The following is a 20195-nucleotide window of genomic DNA, read 5'->3' on the forward strand; positions in this document are numbered from 1 at the left end:
GGAGCGAGGCTTGCCCGCGATGGAGGTGAACGATAACGCATACTGTCTGGTGCTCCAGCGATATCGATAGCAATCTCAGGGACGCCTACGGCTCCAACCCAATCCCCCGCAGAATCACACTGGTCACCGTCTGCACCGCTTTTTCGAACTGCATGTCCGACAGCGGCTGGTGCTCGTTGATGATCATGATCTGGTGGTCGAAGTCGGCGTAGTGCTGGGTCGAGGCCCAGATCATGTACAGCAGGCTCGACGGCTCCACCGGCAGGATGCGTTGGTCTTCGACCCACTGACGAATCTTCGCTTCCTTCATCTTCGCCCAGTCGTACAGGCTGGCGTCCAGGGCCTCGCCCAGGGTCGGCGCGCCGTGGATGATTTCGTTGGCCCAGACTTTCGAGCCATAGGGCCGGCTGCGGGAATGGTTCATCTTGGCGCGGATGTAGCTGCTGAGCACCACCCGCGGGTCGTCGAACATCTCGAAGCACAGGGCGTCCTGCTTCCACAGTTCCAGCAGCTCCAGCAGCACCGCGCTGTACAGCTCGCTCTTGGTGCTGAAGTAGTAATGCAGGTTGGAGCGCGGCAATTGCACTTCGGCGGCGATATCGGCCATGGCGGTGCCGCTGAAGCCTTTTTCGGCGAATACCTTTTCCGCCGCCAGGAGGATCTTCTCGACGTTGCTGCGACGGATCTCGATCTTGTGATTGCCCATATGGGCTCCCTGAAAACAGTCTGCTGCAAGACTACCATTGGCCTTCGTACAAAAACGAAACTTCCTGAACCTGGCTTTTCCCGGCAAAAACGATTGGTTAGGATCCTTCCCGCCTTCTTCCCAGGCACCTGAAGTGTTCCGTCCAGGCGTTGATTCGCGACACGGACATGCAGGCAGGACTTTCGCCGCCGAACCCTGAGGGTTTCGGCCATCCTGCAACGCCGCCATGGATCATGCTCATGCACATTCGAAAACGCTGGCCCGCGGACGACCCGCAGCTCGCCGCCCTGTGGGAACGCTCGGTACGGGCCACCCACGACTTCATTAGCGAAGACGATATCCAACTGCTCTACCCCCTGGTGCGCGACACCTACCTGCCGGCCCTCGAGGTCTGGCTGCTGGAGGATGACGACGGCACCCCGGCCGGTTTTATCGCCAGCGCCGGCGAAAAGGTGGAAATGCTGTTTATCGAACCGGCCCGCCGTGGCCAGGGCGTCGGCCGACAACTGCTGGACCACGTGCGCAGCCGCCATCCGCGACTCACTGTCGACGTCAACGAACAGAACCCCCAGGCCCACGGTTTTTATCGGCACTACGGTTTCGAAGACATCGGCCGCTCGGAAACCGACGGCCAGGGCCGGCCGTTCCCGATCATCCATATGCGCCTGAAAACCCCTTGAACGCCGCGCCGATGTTTCATCCAGGGCCCCTGCCACGGTCCTTATACTCATAGGCCCAGCGACGACCCGACACTCATTGAACAGGTATTTCCCATGCTGAAAAAACTGCTGACCGCCAGCGCCCTGCTGGCCTCTCTCGTTGCCGCTTCCTCGGCCTTCGCCCATGCTCATTTGCAAAGCCAGGTCCCGGCCGCCGACAGCACGGTGAGCGCGCCGGGTGAACTGCGCCTGGTGTTCTCCGAAGGCGTCGAGGCGGCCTTCACCCAAGTCAGCCTGAGCAAGGATGGCGCGGCGGTCGCCGTTAAGACCCTGGCCACCGAAGGCGCGGACAAGAAGACCCTGATCGTGACCCCGGCGGCGCCACTGACAGCGGGCGCCTACAAGGTCGAGTGGCACGCGGTGTCGGTCGATACCCACACGAGCGAAGGCAGCTACAGCTTCAAGGTTGGCCAGTAACCGATGTCGACCCTGTTGGTGCTCTGCCGCTTTGTGCATTTCGCGGCAGTCCTTTTGCTGTTCGGGGCCTGGGTGTTCAGGCCCCTGCTGTTGGGGCGCGAGCCCTTCGCCGCACTGGATCGCAACCTGACCCGACTCGGCCGCTGGCTGGCCGGGATCGCCCTGGCCACGGGCGTCTGCTGGTTGCTGCTGATCACCGCCAGCATGGCCGGCAGCGGCGCCGCGGCCCTGGATCCGGCGACCTTGCAGCTGGTGCTGGGCAAGACCTTTTTTGGCCAGGTATGGAGCTGGCATCTGCTGCTCAATGGTGCGCTGATGGTTGTACTGCTGACTCGCCTGGGTGAGCGGCTGGCGCTACGGTTGATCCTCGCCGCCCTGCTGCTGGCCACCCTCGCCCCGGTGGGCCACGGCGCCATGCTCGACGGCCTCGGCGGCCAGTTGCTGATCCTCAACCAGATCGTCCACCTGGGCTGCGTCAGCCTGTGGCTCGGCGGTTTGCTGGTGCTGCTGATGACTCTGCGGCAGCCCGGCGAGCAGCCTCTGGAGCGGGTCCTACTGCGTTTCAGCGGCGTGGGTTACGGGCTCGTAGGTGGGTTGCTGGTCACCGGCCTGATCAATGTACGAGTGCTGACCGGCCAGCTGTGGCCGACACCCTTGCTGTCCGGCTTTGCCCTGATCCTGCTGATCAAGGTGCTGCTGGTGTGCGGCATGTTCGCCCTGGCCCTGTTCAACCGCCTGCGGATCGAGGACTGCCAGCAGCGCCTGGGCACCCTGCGTCGTAGCGTGCTGCTGGAATGGCTGCTGGGGATCGCCGCGGTGGCCGCCGTGTCCCTGCTCGGCACCCTGCCGCCCCTGAGCGCCGCCTGAGCGCATCTGTAGGAGCGAGGCTTGCCCGCGATGAGGCCCGCCCGGCCAATACAGATCCGAAGCTGGTGTCAGATTCAAGATCCTATCGCGGGCAAGCCTCGCTCCTACAAGGGAGCACATCACTCGATGTGGGCATCACCCTCGGCCGCCGTATCGATACTCACCACCACCGACATCCCCGGGCGCAGGCGTTCGCTTTCTGCCTGGTCGGGGTCGACGGTGATGCGTACCGGTATCCGCTGGGCGATCTTGACGAAGTTGCCGGTGGCGTTGTCGGCCTGCAACAAGGCGAACTCCGAACCGGTGGCCGGCGAGATGCGCTGCACGTGGCCGTGGAATTTGCGGTGGTTGAGCGCATCGACAGTGAAGCTCGCGGGCTGGCCGACGCGGATGTTGTCCATCTGGGTTTCCTTCATGTTGGCGATCACCCAGAGCTGGTTCGGCACCAGCGACATCAGTTGCGCCCCGGAATTGACGTAGGCCCCCAGGCGCACGCCGATCTGCCCCAGCTGGCCATCGCGCGGCGCGGTGACCCGGGTGTTGGACAGGTCGATCCGCGCCAGTTGCACTGCCGCCTCGGCATTGGCCACCGCGGCCTCCAGCGAGCCGCGATTGACGATCACCGTCTGCAGGTCCTGGCGGGCGATGTCCAGCTGTGCCTGGGCCTGGGCCACCGCGGCAAGGGTCTGGGCGTTGGCGGCGCGGGTCACGTCCAGGTCACGCTGGGACACCGAACCGTCGGCGATCAGTTCCTGGTTGCGCCGCAGGTCGGCGGCGCTCTTGCGCGCCTGGGCCTGGCTGTCGGCCAGCGCCGCCTGGCGCAGCTTGATGGTGGCTTCGGCGCTGTTGCGTTGCTGCACCACATTGGCCAGGGCCGCCTTCTGCGACGCCAGCTGGGCCAGGGACTGCTCCAGGCGCTGCTTGTAGATGCGGTCGTCGAGGCGCACCAGCAGGTCGCCGGCCTTGACGAACTGGAAGTCCTGCACCGGCACCTCGAACACATAACCGCTGAGCTGCGGGCCGATGATCGTCACCTGGCCCCGCACCAGGGCGTTCTCGGTGCTTTCGATGGCGCTGCTGAACGGCGGCAGCTGCCAGGCATAGAGCACGACCAGCACGCCGCTGATGGCGATCGCGGCGAACCCCAGGGACGAGATGATCCGCACCCGCAGCGAACGCGGCTCGGTGATCGGCATCGAGGGCGGCGCGCTGCCTTCCGGCGTCGAGGCAATGGCGTTGGTGGTGGTGATGGTCGGTTCGGTCATGAAGAAATGGCACCGCTGGGTTGGACGGGAGTCGGGGCAGAAGTCGAGGTGGCGGGCGTGACCGCCTTGGTCGTGCTCATCAGCCACAGGCTGCGAATGAAGATCCAGATCATGGTCAGCACGGCGATCACCGCGATCAGCATGAACACATCGTTGTAGGCCAGCACGTTGGCTTCGCGGGTGGCGGCGCTGGCCAGGCTGCGGATGCCTTGCAGCTCGCGGGCCTGCGGGTCGGCGATCACCCTGCCGACCGCCGCCCCGCCGCTCTGCACCCGGCCCAGCACCCGCGGGTCCATCAGCACCAGTTGCTCGACGATATGGCTGGAATGGTATTTCTCGCGGACGATCTGGAAGGTCCCCAACAGCGCCGAGCCGATCAGCCCGCCGAGGTTCTGGCAGATGCCGAACAGCACCGAGAAGCTCACCAGGTTGCGCGGGTTAGTCAGCACGTTGCGCGTGCCCAGAACCATGGTCGGGCCGAGAAAGAAGGTCCCGCCGAAGGCCAGCAGGAACTGGCTGAAGTACATGTTGGCCGGGCGCGTGAGGTTATTGGAGAAGCTGTCCATCACCGAGCCCACGGCCATCAGCGCCAGGGAGATGACCAGCGGCATGAACAGGTGCGCCGGGTTGATGGTCAGGGCGCTGGTGGCGAGACCCGCGATGCTGCCCAGCAGCATCACCCCATACAGCAGGCGCATCTGCTGGCTGCTCATGTTCAGCGCCTGGAGAAAGCCCACGGCGCCGGTGGACTGCTCGGACAGCACCATGCGGATCAGGATCACCGCCAGGGCCAGGCGGATCGCCGCCCCGCTTCCCAGCCAGCGGGTCATCAGCATCGGGTTGCTGCGGTTATGTTCGATGGCCAGGCCGGCGAGGATCAGCACGATGGAACCGGCCGAGGCGTAGCCGATCCACGGCGCCTCCAGCCACCAGTCGATGCGCCCCAGGGACAGCACCGCGCAGAGCAGCGCGACGCCGCTGGCGAGGATGGCGAAGGTCAGGAAGTCGAGTTTCTCGAAGGTGCGGAAACGGTCGCCGGGCGGCAGCTTGAGCAGGAACACGCAGCCCAGGGACGCCAGCGCCAGCCCCAGCTCGAACAGGTACAAGCCGCGCCATTCGGCGATCTGCAGCAGGTCTTCGGAAAACAGCCGGGCCAGGGGCAAGGCCAACTGCGAAGCCCCCAATCCGAGCACCAGGGCTTTCATCCGCCACTTGGCCGGGAACGCCTGGACCATGTAGTACAGGCCCAGGGAACTCAGGGCGGCGCCGACCATGCCGTGGGCCGCGCGCACGGCGATGGCCGAACTCAGGTCGTTGACGAACAGGTGGCCGAAGGTCACCAGCGCATAGAGCACCAGGAACACCTCGGTAAAGGCACGCAGGCCGAACTGTTGGCGAAACTTCACCAGCAGCAGGTTCATCGACACGTTGGTCATCACGTAGGCCGCCGGCAGCCAGGCCATTTCCGCCGTGGTCGCGCCCAGCGCCCCTTGCAGATACGGCAAGTTGGCGACCACCAGGGAGTTGCCGAGGCCGCCGGTGATCGCCACCAGCAGACCGACCAGGGCATAGGCCAGGCGCTTGTGCGTGGGGTGCAGCGGCGTCGAGGGGGAACCGGGCAAACTGGGCTTTTCGTGGGGTTGCCAGTTGCGCGGGGCGTAGCTATCCATTCAGTGACCTTGCCATTCGCTGACCTTGTTCCATGTCCGCCCGAGTGGCGGACGCTCCAGAGTTGTTCCGGGTTGCCCGGCAGTGTGCCGGAAAACCTCGGGATCCAGGCACACTGCCGGGCTCGATTGACGAACTTTATGCAAAGCTAATCACGGCGCAGAGGATTTTTTCAGCCCACTGCCGGCCGCCGGACGAAATACCCGTGGCGCTGACGCAAATCCGCCACAGGCCCTGCCTATCATTGCCGCTGCTCGCCCCCTAGAATCGGCCGTCACCTGTGCCTCCCGCGGAGCCCCGCAATGCCCCTGTCCTTTCAGAAGCTGCATGCCAATGGCGACGACTTCATGCTGGTCGATGCCCGTGGACGCGACAACCCGATCACCGGCGAGCTGGCCAGGACCCTGGGCGACCGCCATCGCGGCGTGGGTTTCAATCAGCTGGTGGTGCTCAGCCATTGCCCCGAGACAGCGGCGCAACTGACCTTCTGGAATGCCGATGGTTCCAGCCTGAGCACCTGCGGCAGCGCCACCCGCGGCGCGGCCGACCTGCTGATGCGCGAAAGCGGCGAAGACTCGGTGCGGGTGAAAACCGTCCGCGGCATCCAGCACTGCATGCGCCTGGAGGATCAGTCGGTGTCGGTGGAGATGGGTGTGCCGCAATTCGCCTGGCAGGAGATTCCGCTGGCGACGGCCCTCGACAGCCTGGCCCTGCCCCTGTCCGGCGAGCCGGCGGCGTGCAGCATGGGCAACCCGCACTGCACGTTTTTTGTCGAGGACCTGCACGCCATCGATGTGGCGACACTGGGCCCGCGGATCGAGGCGCACCCGCTGTTCCCGCAGAAGACCAATGTGCACTTCGTCCAGGTCATCGACCGCCAGACCATTCGCCTGCGCATCTGGGAGCGCAACGGCGCCATCCCCTTGGGCTCCGGCTCGTGCTCCTGCGGCGCGGCGGTCAACGGCATACGCCGCGGCCTGCTGGACAGCCCGGTCCGGGTACTGTGCGACGGCGGCCCGGTCACCGTCAGCTGGGACGGCCAGGGCAAGGTGCGGCTGGCCGGTGGGGTGGAGCGGGTGTTCAGCGGGGTGATCTGAGAGCGGCGGCGTTTGGTGGATCTGATCGCGAGCAAGCTCGCTCCTACAGGATTTGCGCAAACTCTGTAGGAGCGAGCTTGCTCGCGATGAGGCCAGCGGCAGCGACGCCCTCCCCGGACTCGATTGGTAAATTTTCTTTAAAGGTGATCTGGTTTCGAGGGGATTTTTCAAGCAGAAACCGGATGCCAGCCTATCGGCACTTTTTCCTCAAGGAGTGCCACCATGTCCCCCCACAAAAACTTGCGCTGGTTCAAGCGCCTGCTCGCCCTCAGCCTGCTGGCGCCGGCCCTGGCGTTCGCCCAGGAGCGCCCTTGGCCGGACGGCTCGCAGCTGGTGCTGTCGTTTTCCATGCAGTTCGAGACCGGTGGCCAGCCGGAGGGCGCCGAAAGCCCGTTTTCCGCAAGCCCGTTGCCCAAGGGCTACCCCGACCTGCCGGCCAACACCTGGTTCGACTACGGCCACAAGGAAGGCCTGTGGCGCCTGCTCGATCTGTGGGACCGCACCGGGATCAAGGTCACCTCGCATGTGGTCGGTGAAGCCGCGCTGAAACACCCGGAGCTGGTCAAGGCCATCGCCGAGCGAGGCCATGAGGTGGCGGCCCACGGCATGCGTTGGGCCGACTCTTACAACATGAGCTACGCCCAGGAAAAACAATTCATCGGCGATGGCGTGGACGCAGTGCAGAAGCTCACCGGCCAGCGTTCGGTCGGCTACAACGCCAACTGGCTGCGGCGCAGCCCCAACACCCTGAAGGTGTTGCAGGACCTGAATTTCACCTACCACATCGATGACGTCAGCCGTGACGAACCTTTCGTCACCCTGGTGCGCGGCAAGAAATTCGCCGTGGTGCCCTACACCCTGCGCAACAACGACATCGTGCTGATCGAGGGCCGACACTTCTCCGCCGAACAGTTCTATCAGCAGTTGGTGCTGGAGTTCGATCGCCTGTACGCCGAAGGCGTGAGCCGGCGGCGGATGATGTCGGTGAGCCTGCACGATCGTATCGGCGGTACGCCGGCGATGGTCGAAGCGGTGGAGCGTTTTATCCGCTACGCCCAGTCCCACCCAAAGGTCAGCTTTATGCGCAAGGACCGGATCGCGCAGATCGTGCTGACGGAGAAGGACCCGCTGATCGATAACAGCGAGGCGGCGTATAACGATTGAGGCGTTATGCGTTGGGCGGGTGGTCGGTGGGTCGATCCGAGAACAGCGGCGGCCTGCCGATTTTTATCGCGAGCAAGCTCGCTCCTACAGGGACTGCACGGGTCCTTGTAGGAGCGAGCTTGCTCGCGAGAGGCCGGGCCTGCGGTTCGCCCATCAAGTCAATTCCCCAGCGTCAGACCATTAGCCGGCAACGGCAGCGCGGTCTTGTAGCGCACCTGCTTGAGGGCGAAGCTGGAACGGATATTGGCCACGCCGGGCACCTTGGTCAGGAAGTCCATCATGAAGCGCTCCAGGGCCTGGATGGTCGGCACCAGCACGCGGATCAGGTAGTCCGGATCGCCGGCCATCAGGTAGCACTCCATGACTTCCGGGCGGTCGGCGATCGCCTCTTCGAAGTGCTGCAACGCCTCTTCCACCTGCTTCTCCAGGCTGACGTGAATGAACACGTTGACGTGCAGCCCCAACAGGTCGGCATCCAGCAGGGTCACCTGCTCACGGATCAGCCCCAACTCCTCCATGGCACGCACGCGGTTGAAGCACGGGGTGGGCGAAAGGTTCACCGAACGGGCGAGGTCGGCGTTGGTGATGCGGGCGTTCTCCTGGAGGCTGTTGAGAATGCCGATGTCGGTACGGTCCAGTTTGCGCATGAGACAAATCAACCTGTTTTTTATGTTTATGCAGTTTTTTTATCTGCAAATCGTCTTTAGCGCAACGAAACAGAGATAAATATTCTCCTTGGCCCGGCCTATGATTGTTGTAGGACAAGATTTCTTTTACCCAAAGAATGACTGTCAGCTAAGCGCGCCCACTACAAGAAATTCACAAGATCGAGCGTAGACAAGCCATGACCCAAGCGTACGAACCGCTGCGCCTGCACGTGCCTGAACCCTCAGGCCGTCCCGGTTGCAAAACCGACTTCTCCTACCTGCGTCTGACCGACGCTGGCACGGTGCGCAAACCCCCAATCGATGTAGAACCCGCTGACACCGCCGACCTGGCCCGTGGCCTGATTCGCGTGCTCGACGACCAGGGCAATGCCCTGGGCGAATGGGCCGAAGAGGTGCCCAGCGAGGTGCTGCGCCAGGGCATGCGCGCCATGCTCAAGACGCGGATCTTCGACAACCGCATGGTGGTCGCCCAGCGCCAGAAGAAGATGTCGTTCTACATGCAGAGCCTCGGCGAGGAAGCCATCGGCAGCGCCCAGGCCCTGGCGTTGAACATCGACGACATGTGCTTCCCCACCTACCGCCAGCAAAGCATCCTGATGGCCCGCGACGTGCCGCTGGTGGACATGATCTGCCAGCTGTTGTCCAACGAGCGCGATCCGCTCAAGGGCCGCCAGTTGCCGATCATGTACTCGGTCAAGGAAGCCGGCTTCTTCACCATCTCCGGCAACCTGGCCACCCAGTTCGTGCAGGGCGTGGGCTGGGGCATGGCCTCGGCGATCAAGGGCGATACCAAGATCGCCTCGGCCTGGATCGGCGACGGCGCCACCGCCGAGTCGGACTTCCACACCGCCCTGACTTTCGCCCACGTGTACCGCGCGCCGGTGATCCTCAACGTGGTCAACAACCAGTGGGCGATCTCCACCTTCCAGGCCATCGCCGGCGGTGAAGCCACCACCTTCGCCGGGCGCGGCGTCGGTTGCGGCATCGCCTCGCTGCGGGTGGACGGCAACGACTTCATCGCGGTCTACGCCGCGTCCCGCTGGGCCGCCGAACGCGCCCGGCGCAACCTCGGCCCGACCCTGATCGAATGGGTCACTTACCGCGCCGGCCCGCACTCCACCTCCGACGATCCGTCCAAGTACCGCCCGGCCGATGACTGGAGCCACTTCCCCCTCGGCGACCCGATTGCCCGCCTCAAGCAGCACCTGATCAAGATCGGCCAGTGGTCCGAAGAGGAACACGCCGCGGTCAGCGCCGAACTGGAAGCCGAAGTCATCGCCGCGCAGAAACAGGCCGAGCAGTACGGCACCCTCGCCGGCGGGCAGATCCCAAGCGCCGCGACCATGTTCGAGGACGTCTACAAGGAAATGCCCGAGCACCTCAAGCGCCAACGCCAGCAACTGGGAATCTGACATGAACGACCACAACAACAATATCCAGTTGGACACCGCCATGACCACGACCACCATGACCATGATCCAGGCCCTGCGCTCGGCCATGGATGTGATGCTAGAGCGTGACGACAACGTGGTGGTGTTCGGCCAGGACGTCGGTTATTTCGGCGGCGTGTTCCGTTGCACCGAAGGCCTGCAGGCCAAGTACGGCACCTCGCGGGTGTTCGACGCGCCGATCTCGGAAAGCGGCATCGTCGGCGTCGCCGTCGGCATGGGCGCCTACGGCCTGCGCCCGGTGGCGGAAATCCAGTTCGCCGACTACGTCTACCCGGCCACGGACCAGATCATTTCCGAAGCGGCGCGCCTGCGTTATCGCTCCGCCGGCCAGTTCACCGCGCCACTGACCATGCGCATGCCTTGCGGCGGCGGCATCTACGGCGGCCAGACCCACAGCCAGAGCATCGAGGCGGTGTTCACCCAGGTCTGCGGCCTGCGCACCGTGATGCCGTCCAACCCCTACGACGCCAAGGGCCTGCTGATCGCCTCCATCGAAAACGATGACCCGGTGATCTTCCTCGAGCCCAAGCGCCTGTACAACGGCCCGTTCGACGGCCACCACGACCGCCCGGTAACCCCCTGGTCGAAACACCCCTCGGCCCAGGTGCCGGACGGCTACTACAAGGTGCCGCTGGACGTCGCCGCCATCACCCGGCCGGGCAAGGACGTCACCGTGCTGACCTACGGCACCACGGTGTATGTCTCGCAAGTGGCCGCCGAGGAAACCGGGATCGACGCCGAGGTCATCGACCTGCGCAGCCTGTGGCCGCTGGACCTGGAGACCATCGTCAAGTCGGTGAAAAAGACCGGCCGCTGCGTGGTGGTCCACGAAGCCACCCGCACCTGCGGCTTCGGCGCCGAGCTGGTATCGCTGGTGCAAGAACACTGCTTCCACCACCTGGAAGCGCCTATCGAGCGCGTGACCGGTTGGGACACCCCCTACCCGCACGCGCAGGAGTGGGCGTATTTCCCTGGCCCGTCCCGAGTGGGCGCGGCTTTGCAACGGGTCATGGAGGTCTGAATGGGCACGCACGTTATCAAGATGCCGGACATCGGCGAAGGCATCGCGGAAGTAGAACTGGCGCAGTGGCACGTCAAGGTCGGCGACCTGGTGGTCGAGGACCAGGTGCTGGCCGACGTCATGACCGACAAGGCCATGGTGGATATCCCCTCCCCGGTGCACGGCAAGGTCATCTCCCTGGGCGGCCAGCCCGGCGAAGTGATGGCGGTGGGCAGCATATTGATCAGCATCGAGGTCGAAGGCGCTGGCAACCTCAAGGCGTCCGATCAGCTGGTCAAGGAACCTGCCCCTATTAAAGAAGCAGCACCAGCAGTAGCAGCGCCCAAGGTCGAAACCGCGCCAGTGCTGGAAAGCAAACCCGCCGCCGCGTGCCGCCCCGCGCCACAGGCGCCGGTGGCCCGCGACGCCGACGAGCGCCCGCTGGCCTCCCCGGCCGTGCGCAAGCATGCGCTGGACCTGGGCATCCAGCTGCGCCTGGTGCAGGGCAGCGGCCCGGCCGGACGCATCCTCCACGAAGACCTGGACGCCTACCTGGCCCAGGGCACTCAGAACGCACGCAGCGGCTCGGCGCCGTCCGGCTACGCCGAGCGTCACGACGAGGAGCAAATCCCAGTGATCGGCATGCGTCGCAAGATCGCCCAGCGCATGCAGGAAGCCACCCAACGCGCCGCCCACTTCAGTTACGTCGAGGAAATCGACGTCACCGCCGTGGAAGAACTGCGCGCGCACCTCAATGAAAAACACGGCGCCACTCGCGGCAAGCTGACCCTGCTGCCGTTCCTGGTGCGGGCCCTGGTCGTGGCCCTGCGCGACTTCCCGCAGATCAACGCGCGTTACGACGACGAAGCCCAGGTCATCACCCGCCACGGCGCGGTGCATGTCGGGGTGGCCACGCAAAGCGACGTCGGCCTGATGGTGCCGGTGGTGCGCCACGCCGAAGCCCGCAGCCTGTGGGACAGCGCCGCGGAAATCTCGCGCCTGGCTACAGCCGCGCGCAGCGGCAAGGCGGCCCGCGACGAACTGTCCGGCTCGACCATCACCCTGACCAGCCTCGGCGCCCTGGGCGGCATCGTCAGCACGCCGGTGCTGAACCTGCCGGAAGTGGCGATCGTCGGGGTGAACAAGATCGTCGAACGGCCGATGGTGATCAAAGGCCAGATCGTGGTCCGCAAGATGATGAACCTCTCCAGCTCCTTCGATCACCGGGTGGTCGACGGCATGGACGCGGCGCTCTTCATCCAGGCCATTCGCGGCCTGCTCGAACAACCCGCCAGTCTCTTTGTTGAATAGGCATTTCTGGAGTAAGGCATGCAACAAACTCTGAACACTACCTTGCTGATCATCGGCGGTGGCCCCGGCGGTTATGTGGCGGCGATCCGCGCCGGCCAGTTGGGCATCTCGACCATCCTGGTGGAAGGCCAGGCGCTGGGCGGCACCTGCCTGAACATCGGCTGCATCCCGTCCAAGGCGCTGATCCATGTCGCCGAACAGTTCCAGCAGACCCGCCATCACAGCCAGGGCTCGGCCCTGGGCATCAACGTCTCGGCGCCGACCCTGGACATCGGCAAGAGCGTGGAATGGAAAGACGGCATCGTCGACCGCCTGACCACCGGCGTCGCCGCCCTGCTGAGAAAGCACAAGGTCCAGGTGATCCAGGGCTGGGCCAGGGTCATCGACGGCAAGACCGTGGAAATCGAAGGCGCCGACACCCGCATCCAGTGCGAACACCTGCTGCTGGCCAGCGGCTCGAAAAGCGTCAACCTGCCGATGCTGCCGCTTGGCGGGCCGATCATCTCCTCCACCGAAGCCCTGGCGCCCAAGGCCCTGCCCAAGCGCTTGATCGTGGTCGGTGGCGGTTATATCGGCCTGGAGCTGGGCATCGCCTACCGCAAGCTTGGCGCCGAAGTCAGCGTGGTCGAGGCCCAGGAGCGCATCCTGCCGGCCTATGACGCCGAACTGACCCAACCGGTGCTCGAATCGGTGAAGCAACTGGGGATCAAGCTCTACCTCAAGCACAGCGTCGAAGGTTTCGATGCCGGGACCCACACCTTGCAGGTGCGCGACCCGAACGGCGACAGCCTGCAGTTGGAAACCGATCAGGTGCTGGTGGCGGTCGGGCGCAAGCCGAACACCCAGGGCTGGAACCTCGAAGCGCTGAACCTGGACATGAACGGCTCGGCCATCCGCATCGACAACCGTTGCCAGACCAGCATGCGCAATGTCTGGGCCATCGGCGACCTCGCCGGCGAACCGATGCTCGCGCACCGGGCCATGGCCCAGGGCGAGATGGTCGCCGAGCTGATCGCCGGCCAGCACCGGGAATTCAACCCCACGGCCATTGCCGCGGTGTGCTTCACCGACCCGGAACTGGTGGTGGTCGGCAAGACCCCGGACGAGGCCAAGGCCGCCGGCCTGGATTGCATCGTCTCGAGCTTCCCGTTCGCCGCCAACGGCCGCGCCATGACCCTGGAATCGAAAAACGGTTTCGTGCGGGTGGTGGCACGCCGTGACAATCACCTGATTGTCGGCTGGCAGGCGGTGGGCGTCGGCGTGTCCGAACTGTCCACGGCCTTCGGCCAGTCCCTGGAAATGGGCGCGCGCCTGGAAGATATCGCCGGCACCATCCACGCCCATCCGACCCTGGGCGAGGCGGTGCAGGAAGCGGCATTGCGGGCCCTGGGCCACGCGCTGCATCTATAAACACCGGGTCTGTAGGAGCGAGGCTTGCCCGCGATAGGGCCAGTGAGCACGGCAGGGATATCAAGCCGTCTATGCCGACGCTATCGCGAGCAAGCTTCGCTCCTACAGAAACAGCTCGCCGCAGCCTTTGGGGTTCGCGCCACAGGACGACAGGAGGGTTCATGAGCAGGCTAAGTTTTTTTGCTTCCCCTCCCATCGCCCGGGATGCGGTGGCCCCCCGGAATGCAGTATTGTTGTGCCCATCCAAAAAACGTCAGAAGCCTTGAGCCGTTGCGACGGTTGTTAAGCGATAGAGGGTGTCATGGGTAACGAAAGCATCAATTGGGACAAGCTGGGTTTTGACTACATCAAGACAGACAAGCGCTATCTGTCGCACTGGCGTAACGGCGAGTGGGACAAAGGCACCCTGACCGAAGATAACGTGCTGCACATCAGCGAAGGCTCCACCGCCCTTCACTATGGCCAGCAGTGCTTCGAAGGCCTGAAGGCCTACCGCTGCAAGGACGGTTCGATCAACCTGTTCCGCCCGGACCAAAACGCCGCCCGCATGCAGCGCAGCTGCGCGCGCCTGCTGATGCCGCAGGTGTCCACCGAGCAATTTGTTGCCGCCTGTCAGGAAGTGGTTCGCGCCAACGAGCGCTTCATCCCGCCTTACGGCACCGGCGGCGCGCTGTACCTGCGCCCGTTCGTGATCGGCGTGGGTGACAACATCGGCGTGCGCACCGCCCCCGAGTTCATCTTCTCGATTTTCGCCATTCCGGTCGGCGCCTACTTCAAGGGCGGCCTGACCCCGCACAACTTCCTGATCTCCAGCTACGACCGCGCGGCGCCACAAGGCACCGGCGCGGCCAAGGTCGGTGGCAACTACGCCGCCAGCCTGATGCCAGGTTCGGAAGCCAAGAAGAAGCACTTCGCCGACTGCATCTACCTGGACCCTTTGACCCACTCGAAGATCGAGGAAGTCGGTTCGGCCAACTTCTTCGGCATCACCCACGACGACAAATTCGTCACGCCGAAGTCGCCGTCGGTACTGCCGGGCATCACCCGCCTGTCGCTGATCGAGCTGGCCAAGACCCGCCTGGGCCTGGAAGTGATCGAAGGCGACGTGCTGATCGACAAGCTGTCGGACTTCAAGGAAGCCGGCGCCTGCGGTACCGCTGCGGTGATCACGCCGATCGGCGGCATCGAGTACAAGGACAAGCTGCACGTGTTCTACAGCGAAAAGGAAGTCGGTCCGATCACCCAGAAGCTCTACAAAGAGCTGACCGGTGTACAGACCGGCGACATCGAAGCGCCAGCGGGCTGGATCGTCAAGGTCTGACCCCAGCCACCAGGTGCTGAAAAGCCCGCCCTTCGCCACCGCGAACGGCGGGCTTTTTCATGGGTGCCGAAACCTGTGCCTCTAGCCGAGCGCCGCCACTTCCGGCGGCAGCAGAATGGCGCTCGCCTTGTCCTTGCCGTGATATTTGTCGATCAGGGAAAACAGGATGGCCGCCGTGCGGATATCCACGATCCCGCTGACATTTTCCTGGTTGAAGCGCATCTGGAAGGCTTCCACCACCCTTTCCGGTTGTTGGTCCAGATAGCCATAACCATAGGTTTGCAGCGCCTTCGTGACCTGGACCATGCTCGGCGGCGACACGCTGAAGCGAGCCAGGTAGTCGTCGAGGGTGCGCTCGTCGGGCCAGGCGCCAATGCCGGCTTCGGCAAGCCGTTTCCAGGGAAAGAACGGCCCCGGATCGATCTTGCGCCCGGGGGCGATATCCGAGTGCCCGACGATGTCCGTCGGCTGTATGTCGTACTTACTGACCAGGTCGCGGGTCAGGCTGATCAGCAGTTCTATCTGCTGCTCGTTGTAGGGCTCGCCCAGCAACTGGCCGGTGTCCTGGTCCCAGCCAGCGTTGACGATCTCGATCCCGAGCGAGGTGTCATTCAGGTTGCTGCGGTTCTTCCACTGGCTCACTCCCGCGTGCCAGGAGCGGTCGTGGTCATCGACCAACTGGTCGGCCACCGGCAGGCCCTTGTGGGTCTTCGGCCGATCGGGAATCAGGTAGTTGGCGCTGACGTGTTCCGATCGCGTCAGCGTTTCGAAGGACTGCACCTGGTCGAGCGCGGTGTAGTGCAGGACCAGGAAACGGATCCGGTGATTCTTCGCCACCGCCCTTTCGCCTTTCGAAAGGACGTAGCCGTCTTTCTCCGTGAGCGTGGCCTCGGAGGTGTCTTGGTGGCTGCTGGTACAACCGGTCATCGCCAGCAAGAGGCTTAAGACCGTGGTGTATTTCTTCATGACTTGCCCTTGAACGTTGCTTTCCTTTCCCCGCCTGGCTTGCTGCGTTGCAGGCCTGCGGAGCGGCGCATGCTAGGGGCCGGGGGGAAAGACTGTCTTTAGGAAAAGTCCGAAAGTCGCTGAGAAAGTCGACGACAGAAAGCGCAGATGGGCCACGCAGGGCTACTGCGCCCCAAGGGGTGGGCATGCCGGGGCCGGCATGCCCGATGGTGCGGGAAAGGTCGCGGCTACTGGTGCTGGACCTGGAACATCGAGTTCACCTGGACCTGTGCCAGCATGTGCTCGGCGCCGCCGCCGCGACGCATGCCGCGCACCGGGCAGGCGTCGAGGTAGTCGAGGCCGACCGCCAGCTTCAGGTGCCGTTCCGGCCGCGCCAGGCGGTTGGTCACGTCGAAACTGTACCAGCCGCCGTCGATCCAGGCCTCGGCCCAGGCGTGGCTGGCCAGGTGGCTTTCGTCTTCGGTGCACAGGTAGCCGGAGACATAACGCGCGGGAATCCCCAGGCCGCGGGCGCAGGCCAGGAACGCATGGGTGTGGTCCTGGCAGACCCCGACCCGGCCGGCGAAAGCCTCGGCCGCGGTGGTGTCCACCGTGGTCGCGCCCGGGCTGTAGACCATGTGCGCGGCCAGGGCGTGCATCAGTTCGATCAGCGCCGCGCGGTCGCGCCGGGTGCCGCAGTGCTGCGCGGCGAAGGCGCTGAGGGCGGCGTCGGCCTTGGTCAGCGGGCTGCTGCGCAGGAACGGCAGCGGCGACTGGCTGTCGTGTTCCACCTCCCGGGCCTGGTCGATTTCCACCTGGCCATAGGCGCTCAGGACCAGGGCGCCATGGGGCTCGTCCATGGTCAGCACGTGCAGGATATTGCCGTAGGGGTCGAGCTGGCTGCGCACCAGGCGCGGCAGTTCCAGATGCCATTCGAGGATGTGCTGGCGCTCGCTGTTCTGCGGGGTCAGGCGCAGGAACTGGATGCTGGTGCAGACTTCATCGGCGTAGCTGTAGGTGGTGTCGTGGCGTATGGAAAGTTTCATACAACCTCCAGATAGGATTCGTGGACGGTCTGCCCCAGGTGACGGATCTGCGCGATGAAATCGCTCAGCCACAGGTGCAGGCCCGACGCGAGGATCTCGTCGATCCCGGTGTAGCGCAGGCGCGCGTTCAGCTCGGCGGCCAGGCGCTGGGCCGGACGGCCGTTATTGCCCGGCAGGCTGGCGAGGATCTGGTCCAGCTCCTCGACGCAGGCGTGCAGCGAGCGCGGTACGTCGGCACGCAACAGCAGCATCTCGGACACCTGCTCGGCTCCCGGTGCATTGCGGTAGATCTCGTTGAACGCCTCGAACGAGGACAGGGCACGGAGCAAGGCGCTCCACTGGTAGTAGCCACGGGCCGAGTTGTCGCTGACCTCCTCCGACTCCTCGCCGAACATTTCGTAGCGCGCGTCCAGCAGGCGCAGGGTGTTGTCGGCCCGCTCGATAAAGGTGCCCAGGCGAATGAAGCAATAGGCATCGTTGCGCATGATGGTGCCCGAGGTCGCGCCACGGAACAGGTGCGAACGCTCCTTGACCCATTCGCAGAAATGGCTGATGCCGTAGCGTCCCAGGCCACTCTTGGCGATGTTGCGCATCTCCAGCCAGGTGGCGTTGATGTTTTCCCACATGTCGGCGGTGATCCGCCCGCGCACCGCATGGGCGTTGGTCCGCGCCGCCCGCAGACAGCAATAGATGCTGCCGGGGTTGGTCTCGTCGAGGGCGAAGAAGTGCAGCATGCGCTCGGTGTTCAGTTCACCGTAACGCTGGTTGTAATCGTCCAGGGTGCCGGCGGCCAGCAGCGACATCGCCAGCTCGGCATGGCCATCGCTACGCCCCGCCTGGGGCATCAGCGACAGCGAGTAACTGACTTCGAGCATGCGCGCCAGGTTCTCGGCGCGCTCCAGGTAACGGGACATCCAGTAGAGGTCTGCAGCGGTTCTTGAAAGCATCGGTCAATCCTCCACGACCCAGGTGTCTTTGGTGCCGCCGCCCTGCGACGAGTTCACCACCAGCGAGCCTTCGCGCAAGGCCACGCGGGTCAGGCCGCCCGGCACCAGGCGGGTTTCGCTGCCCGACAGCACGAACGGACGCAGGTCGATATGCCGCGGCGCGATGCCGTTCTCGACAAAGGTCGGGCAGGTCGACAGGCACAGGGTGGGTTGGGCGATATAGGCTTCCGGACGGGCCTTGAGCCGGGCGCGGAAGTCTTCGATCTCCGCTGCGGTGGCCGCCGGCCCTACCAGCATGCCGTAGCCGCCGGAGCCCTGGGTTTCCTTGACCACCAGGTCCGGCAGGTTGGCCAATACGTGGGACAGCTCCGCGGGTTTGCGGCATTGCCAGGTCGGCACGTTCTTCAGGATCGGTTCCTCGCTCAGGTAGAAACGGATCATCTCGTCGACATAGGGGTAGATCGATTTGTCGTCCGCCACCCCGGTGCCCACCGCGTTGGCCAGCACCACGTTGCCGGAACGGTAGGCGGCGATCAGCCCGGGCACACCAAGCATGGAGTCGGGGTTGAACGACAAGGGGTCGAGGAAGGCGTCGTCGAGGCGACGGTAGATCACATCCACCGCCTGGGCGCCGGAGGTGGTGCGCATGAATACGCGGTCGTCGCGCACGAACAGGTCGGCGCCTTCCACCAGTTCCACGCCCATCTCCCGGGCCAGGAACGCATGCTCGAAATAGGCGCTGTTGAAACGCCCCGGGGTCAGCACCACCACCGTCGGGTTGTCCAGCGGGCTGGAGCTTTTCAGGGTATCGAGCAGCAGATTCGGGTAGTGGTCGATGGGCGCCACCCGTTGCGCGGCGAAGAGCTCGGGGAACAGGCGCATCATCATCTTGCGGTCTTCGAGCATGTAGCTCACGCCGCTGGGGGTGCGCAGGTTGTCTTCCAGCACGTAGTAGCTGCCGTCGCCGTCACGCACCAGGTCGACGCCGGAGATGTGCGAATAGATATTGCGATGCAGGTCCAGGCCGCGCATCGCCACCTGGTAACCCTCGTTGGCCAGCACCTGCTCGGCCGGGATGATGCCCTCCTTGAGAATGCGTTGCCCGTGGTAGATATCGGCCAGGAACATGTTCAATGCCTGGACCCGCTGGATGCAGCCGCGCTCGACGTTCCGCCATTCGCTGGCCTTGATGCTGCGCGGGATGATGTCGAAGGGAATCAGCCGTTCAGTGCCTTGCTCGTCACCGTACAACGTGAAGGTGATGCCAGCGCGGTGGAACAGCAGGTCGGCTTCGCGCCGACGCTGGTCCAGCAGCTCCACGGGGGTGTCCGCCAGCCAGCGGGCGAACTCCTGGTAATGTGGGCGACAGCCACCACTCGCATCATACATTTCGTTAAAAAAAGCACGGGACATACCCCAACTCCTCGCCGTGGTTTAAACGGCTTTTTTATTTAAACTCTCTGTTTCAATAAATCGGGCCTTACGCTGAGCGATAGAAACTGTTCTGTTGTGCACCTCATTGTGCGGCTTGAATATTCCGCTCGATGCCGACGGAAATACCCCCACTTATTGACGCCAGTCGTTTGGCGAAACTTCCCGTATGGATTTTCGGCAATGGATCGCCCGCGATGACGTCCATTGGTTGTGGAACTCGTCACCTCCTTTTTCGTTTTAATGTGAACTTTCAAACTGAAAGTTTTCCGAAACTTCAACAGCACACTTCGTTGGATTTCAAAGGCTGTCTATCTGCTTTAGCAATCGCTGTGCCCAAATCCCGTCTCCCCGCGAATAAAGTCCCCAAGGGTGGAAAAACGACAGTTTGGCGACACTTTTCACTCAACCAGGGGGCTCCACTCCCTGTTGATGCTGAAACGTTTTATCCGGAAGGCCGCCGGAACGGCTTTGCACAACACTGGCGCGAACGAAAAAAGTGCAGAAACTGTCGAGGAAGGTTTTTTTGCCCTGACACGGGGATTTTTGGCAAAGCAGCTGTTATCGCTTTGCACAAAGCAAGAGTTGACGCGGCCTGCCGAGAGAAAGAACAGCGCACCATTAGCGGTCCGGAAAACGCACCAACGGCGAACGAAACACCCAATAGCGCCAACTATTGGCGCAATTTCGGCTTTTCGCCAGCGCTACTTTGTAAAAGTGCCAGGAAACATTGAACCGGCTATTCCCGGCTTTGCGTGGTTC

Annotated in this window: 19 protein-coding genes; 11 read left to right on the forward strand and 8 right to left on the reverse strand. The window is 63.9% G+C overall.

Annotation, left to right across the window (positions count from 1 at the left end; translation table 11 throughout):
- Positions 1–85: 85 nt before the first annotated feature.
- Complete coding sequence (locus PVZ80_RS22120) at positions 86–706, reverse strand: TetR/AcrR family transcriptional regulator (protein ID WP_007922198.1); 621 nt, start codon at positions 704–706, stop codon at positions 86–88.
- A 239-nt stretch (positions 707–945) separates the two neighbouring features.
- Between PVZ80_RS22120 and PVZ80_RS22125 the strand changes: the two genes are divergently transcribed.
- The 3 genes from PVZ80_RS22125 to copD all read left to right on the forward strand — a co-directional run bounded on the left by PVZ80_RS22125 (position 946) and on the right by copD (position 2709).
- A complete protein-coding gene (locus tag PVZ80_RS22125; RefSeq protein WP_016702787.1) occupies positions 946–1386 on the forward strand; it encodes an acetyltransferase in 441 nt (146 codons plus the stop codon).
- A gap of 93 nt (positions 1387–1479) precedes the next feature.
- The gene (gene copC, locus PVZ80_RS22130) at positions 1480–1842 is read left to right on the forward strand and encodes a copper homeostasis periplasmic binding protein CopC (protein ID WP_009048416.1); all 363 of its coding nucleotides are present in this window, start codon (positions 1480–1482) and stop codon (positions 1840–1842) included.
- Between the two features lie 3 nt (positions 1843–1845).
- Positions 1846–2709, forward strand: a complete 864-nt coding sequence (gene copD, locus PVZ80_RS22135; RefSeq protein ID WP_273864550.1) for a copper homeostasis membrane protein CopD — start codon at positions 1846–1848, stop codon at positions 2707–2709.
- A 119-nt stretch (positions 2710–2828) separates the two neighbouring features.
- On the opposite strand, the gene PVZ80_RS22140 is transcribed toward copD, so the two are convergent.
- Together PVZ80_RS22140 and PVZ80_RS22145 are read right to left on the reverse strand one after the other, a co-directional pair.
- Positions 2829–3974, reverse strand: a complete 1146-nt coding sequence (locus PVZ80_RS22140; RefSeq protein WP_009048414.1) for an HlyD family secretion protein — start codon at positions 3972–3974, stop codon at positions 2829–2831.
- On the reverse strand, positions 3971–5644 hold the full coding sequence (locus PVZ80_RS22145; protein WP_273864551.1) for an MFS transporter: 1674 nt from the start codon (positions 5642–5644) through the stop codon (positions 3971–3973). Before PVZ80_RS22145 ends, PVZ80_RS22140 begins: the two co-directional genes overlap by 4 nt.
- Before the next feature lie 300 nt (positions 5645–5944).
- Here PVZ80_RS22145 and dapF point away from each other — a divergent pair, with 300 nt between their 5' ends.
- Together dapF and PVZ80_RS22155 are read left to right on the forward strand one after the other, a co-directional pair.
- Positions 5945–6739, forward strand: a complete 795-nt coding sequence (gene dapF, locus PVZ80_RS22150; protein ID WP_273864552.1) for a diaminopimelate epimerase — start codon at positions 5945–5947, stop codon at positions 6737–6739.
- Between the two features lie 222 nt (positions 6740–6961).
- Positions 6962–7903 (forward strand): polysaccharide deacetylase family protein, encoded by a 942-nt coding sequence (locus PVZ80_RS22155; RefSeq protein ID WP_273864553.1) that lies wholly within the window; start codon positions 6962–6964, stop codon positions 7901–7903.
- A gap of 158 nt (positions 7904–8061) precedes the next feature.
- Here the strand turns inward: PVZ80_RS22155 and bkdR are convergent, their stop codons facing one another.
- Positions 8062–8550, reverse strand: coding sequence for a Bkd operon transcriptional regulator BkdR (gene bkdR / locus PVZ80_RS22160; protein ID WP_009048410.1), 489 nt, complete (start codon positions 8548–8550; stop codon positions 8062–8064).
- Positions 8551–8747: 197 nt separating this feature from the next.
- Here bkdR and PVZ80_RS22165 point away from each other — a divergent pair, with 197 nt between their 5' ends.
- The 5 genes from PVZ80_RS22165 to PVZ80_RS22185 all read left to right on the forward strand — a co-directional run bounded on the left by PVZ80_RS22165 (position 8748) and on the right by PVZ80_RS22185 (position 15064).
- Positions 8748–9983, forward strand: coding sequence for a 3-methyl-2-oxobutanoate dehydrogenase (2-methylpropanoyl-transferring) subunit alpha (locus PVZ80_RS22165; protein ID WP_009048409.1), 1236 nt, complete (start codon positions 8748–8750; stop codon positions 9981–9983).
- A 1-nt stretch (position 9984) separates the two neighbouring features.
- Positions 9985–11043 (forward strand): alpha-ketoacid dehydrogenase subunit beta, encoded by a 1059-nt coding sequence (locus PVZ80_RS22170; protein ID WP_028682773.1) that lies wholly within the window; start codon positions 9985–9987, stop codon positions 11041–11043.
- Positions 11044–12333 (forward strand): dihydrolipoamide acetyltransferase family protein, encoded by a 1290-nt coding sequence (locus PVZ80_RS22175; protein ID WP_273864554.1) that lies wholly within the window; start codon positions 11044–11046, stop codon positions 12331–12333.
- Positions 12334–12351: 18 nt separating this feature from the next.
- Positions 12352–13743, forward strand: coding sequence for a dihydrolipoyl dehydrogenase (gene lpdA, locus PVZ80_RS22180; protein ID WP_273864555.1), 1392 nt, complete (start codon positions 12352–12354; stop codon positions 13741–13743).
- Between the two features lie 301 nt (positions 13744–14044).
- The gene (locus PVZ80_RS22185; RefSeq protein ID WP_009048405.1) at positions 14045–15064 is read left to right on the forward strand and encodes a branched-chain amino acid aminotransferase; all 1020 of its coding nucleotides are present in this window, start codon (positions 14045–14047) and stop codon (positions 15062–15064) included.
- An 81-nt stretch (positions 15065–15145) separates the two neighbouring features.
- Here PVZ80_RS22185 and PVZ80_RS22190 read toward each other — a convergent pair whose 3' ends face one another.
- The 4 genes from PVZ80_RS22190 to PVZ80_RS22205 all read right to left on the reverse strand — a co-directional run bounded on the left by PVZ80_RS22190 (position 15146) and on the right by PVZ80_RS22205 (position 19415).
- Entirely contained in the window at positions 15146–16030 is an 885-nt protein-coding gene (locus tag PVZ80_RS22190; RefSeq protein WP_273864556.1) for an N-acetylmuramoyl-L-alanine amidase, read from the reverse strand.
- A 227-nt stretch (positions 16031–16257) separates the two neighbouring features.
- The gene (locus tag PVZ80_RS22195) at positions 16258–17055 is read right to left on the reverse strand and encodes a transglutaminase family protein (protein ID WP_273864557.1); all 798 of its coding nucleotides are present in this window, start codon (positions 17053–17055) and stop codon (positions 16258–16260) included.
- Entirely contained in the window at positions 17052–18002 is a 951-nt protein-coding gene (locus PVZ80_RS22200) for an alpha-E domain-containing protein (RefSeq protein ID WP_007925069.1), read from the reverse strand. The genes PVZ80_RS22195 and PVZ80_RS22200 overlap by 4 nt, the downstream gene beginning before the upstream one ends.
- Positions 18003–18005: 3 nt before the next feature.
- Complete coding sequence (locus PVZ80_RS22205; protein ID WP_009048402.1) at positions 18006–19415, reverse strand: circularly permuted type 2 ATP-grasp protein; 1410 nt, start codon at positions 19413–19415, stop codon at positions 18006–18008.
- 215 nt (positions 19416–19630) lie between these two features.
- On the opposite strand from PVZ80_RS22205, the gene PVZ80_RS22210 reads away from it, so the two are divergent.
- On the forward strand, positions 19631–20167 hold the full coding sequence (locus tag PVZ80_RS22210) for a hypothetical protein (RefSeq protein ID WP_273864558.1): 537 nt from the start codon (positions 19631–19633) through the stop codon (positions 20165–20167).
- Positions 20168–20195: the final 28 nt, after the last annotated feature.

Source organism: Pseudomonas sp. B3G-3, assembly GCF_028640915.1.
In the GTDB taxonomy this organism is placed as follows: domain Bacteria; phylum Pseudomonadota; class Gammaproteobacteria; order Pseudomonadales; family Pseudomonadaceae; genus Aquipseudomonas; species Aquipseudomonas chlororaphis_I.

Coding starts and splice junctions, on each gene's coding strand:
- PVZ80_RS22120 (WP_007922198.1), bottom strand. CDS start 706: ATGGGCAATCACAAGATCGAGATCCGTCGCAGCAACGTCGAGAAGATC.
- PVZ80_RS22125 (WP_016702787.1), top strand. CDS start 946: ATGCACATTCGAAAACGCTGGCCCGCGGACGACCCGCAGCTCGCCGCC.
- copC (WP_009048416.1), top strand. CDS start 1,480: ATGCTGAAAAAACTGCTGACCGCCAGCGCCCTGCTGGCCTCTCTCGTT.
- copD (WP_273864550.1), top strand. CDS start 1,846: ATGTCGACCCTGTTGGTGCTCTGCCGCTTTGTGCATTTCGCGGCAGTC.
- PVZ80_RS22140 (WP_009048414.1), bottom strand. CDS start 3,974: ATGACCGAACCGACCATCACCACCACCAACGCCATTGCCTCGACGCCG.
- PVZ80_RS22145 (WP_273864551.1), bottom strand. CDS start 5,644: ATGGATAGCTACGCCCCGCGCAACTGGCAACCCCACGAAAAGCCCAGT.
- dapF (WP_273864552.1), top strand. CDS start 5,945: ATGCCCCTGTCCTTTCAGAAGCTGCATGCCAATGGCGACGACTTCATG.
- PVZ80_RS22155 (WP_273864553.1), top strand. CDS start 6,962: ATGTCCCCCCACAAAAACTTGCGCTGGTTCAAGCGCCTGCTCGCCCTC.
- bkdR (WP_009048410.1), bottom strand. CDS start 8,550: ATGCGCAAACTGGACCGTACCGACATCGGCATTCTCAACAGCCTCCAG.
- PVZ80_RS22165 (WP_009048409.1), top strand. CDS start 8,748: ATGACCCAAGCGTACGAACCGCTGCGCCTGCACGTGCCTGAACCCTCA.
- PVZ80_RS22170 (WP_028682773.1), top strand. CDS start 9,985: ATGAACGACCACAACAACAATATCCAGTTGGACACCGCCATGACCACG.
- PVZ80_RS22175 (WP_273864554.1), top strand. CDS start 11,044: ATGGGCACGCACGTTATCAAGATGCCGGACATCGGCGAAGGCATCGCG.
- lpdA (WP_273864555.1), top strand. CDS start 12,352: ATGCAACAAACTCTGAACACTACCTTGCTGATCATCGGCGGTGGCCCC.
- PVZ80_RS22185 (WP_009048405.1), top strand. CDS start 14,045: ATGGGTAACGAAAGCATCAATTGGGACAAGCTGGGTTTTGACTACATC.
- PVZ80_RS22190 (WP_273864556.1), bottom strand. CDS start 16,030: ATGAAGAAATACACCACGGTCTTAAGCCTCTTGCTGGCGATGACCGGT.
- PVZ80_RS22195 (WP_273864557.1), bottom strand. CDS start 17,055: ATGAAACTTTCCATACGCCACGACACCACCTACAGCTACGCCGATGAA.
- PVZ80_RS22200 (WP_007925069.1), bottom strand. CDS start 18,002: ATGCTTTCAAGAACCGCTGCAGACCTCTACTGGATGTCCCGTTACCTG.
- PVZ80_RS22205 (WP_009048402.1), bottom strand. CDS start 19,415: ATGTCCCGTGCTTTTTTTAACGAAATGTATGATGCGAGTGGTGGCTGT.
- PVZ80_RS22210 (WP_273864558.1), top strand. CDS start 19,631: ATGACGTCCATTGGTTGTGGAACTCGTCACCTCCTTTTTCGTTTTAAT.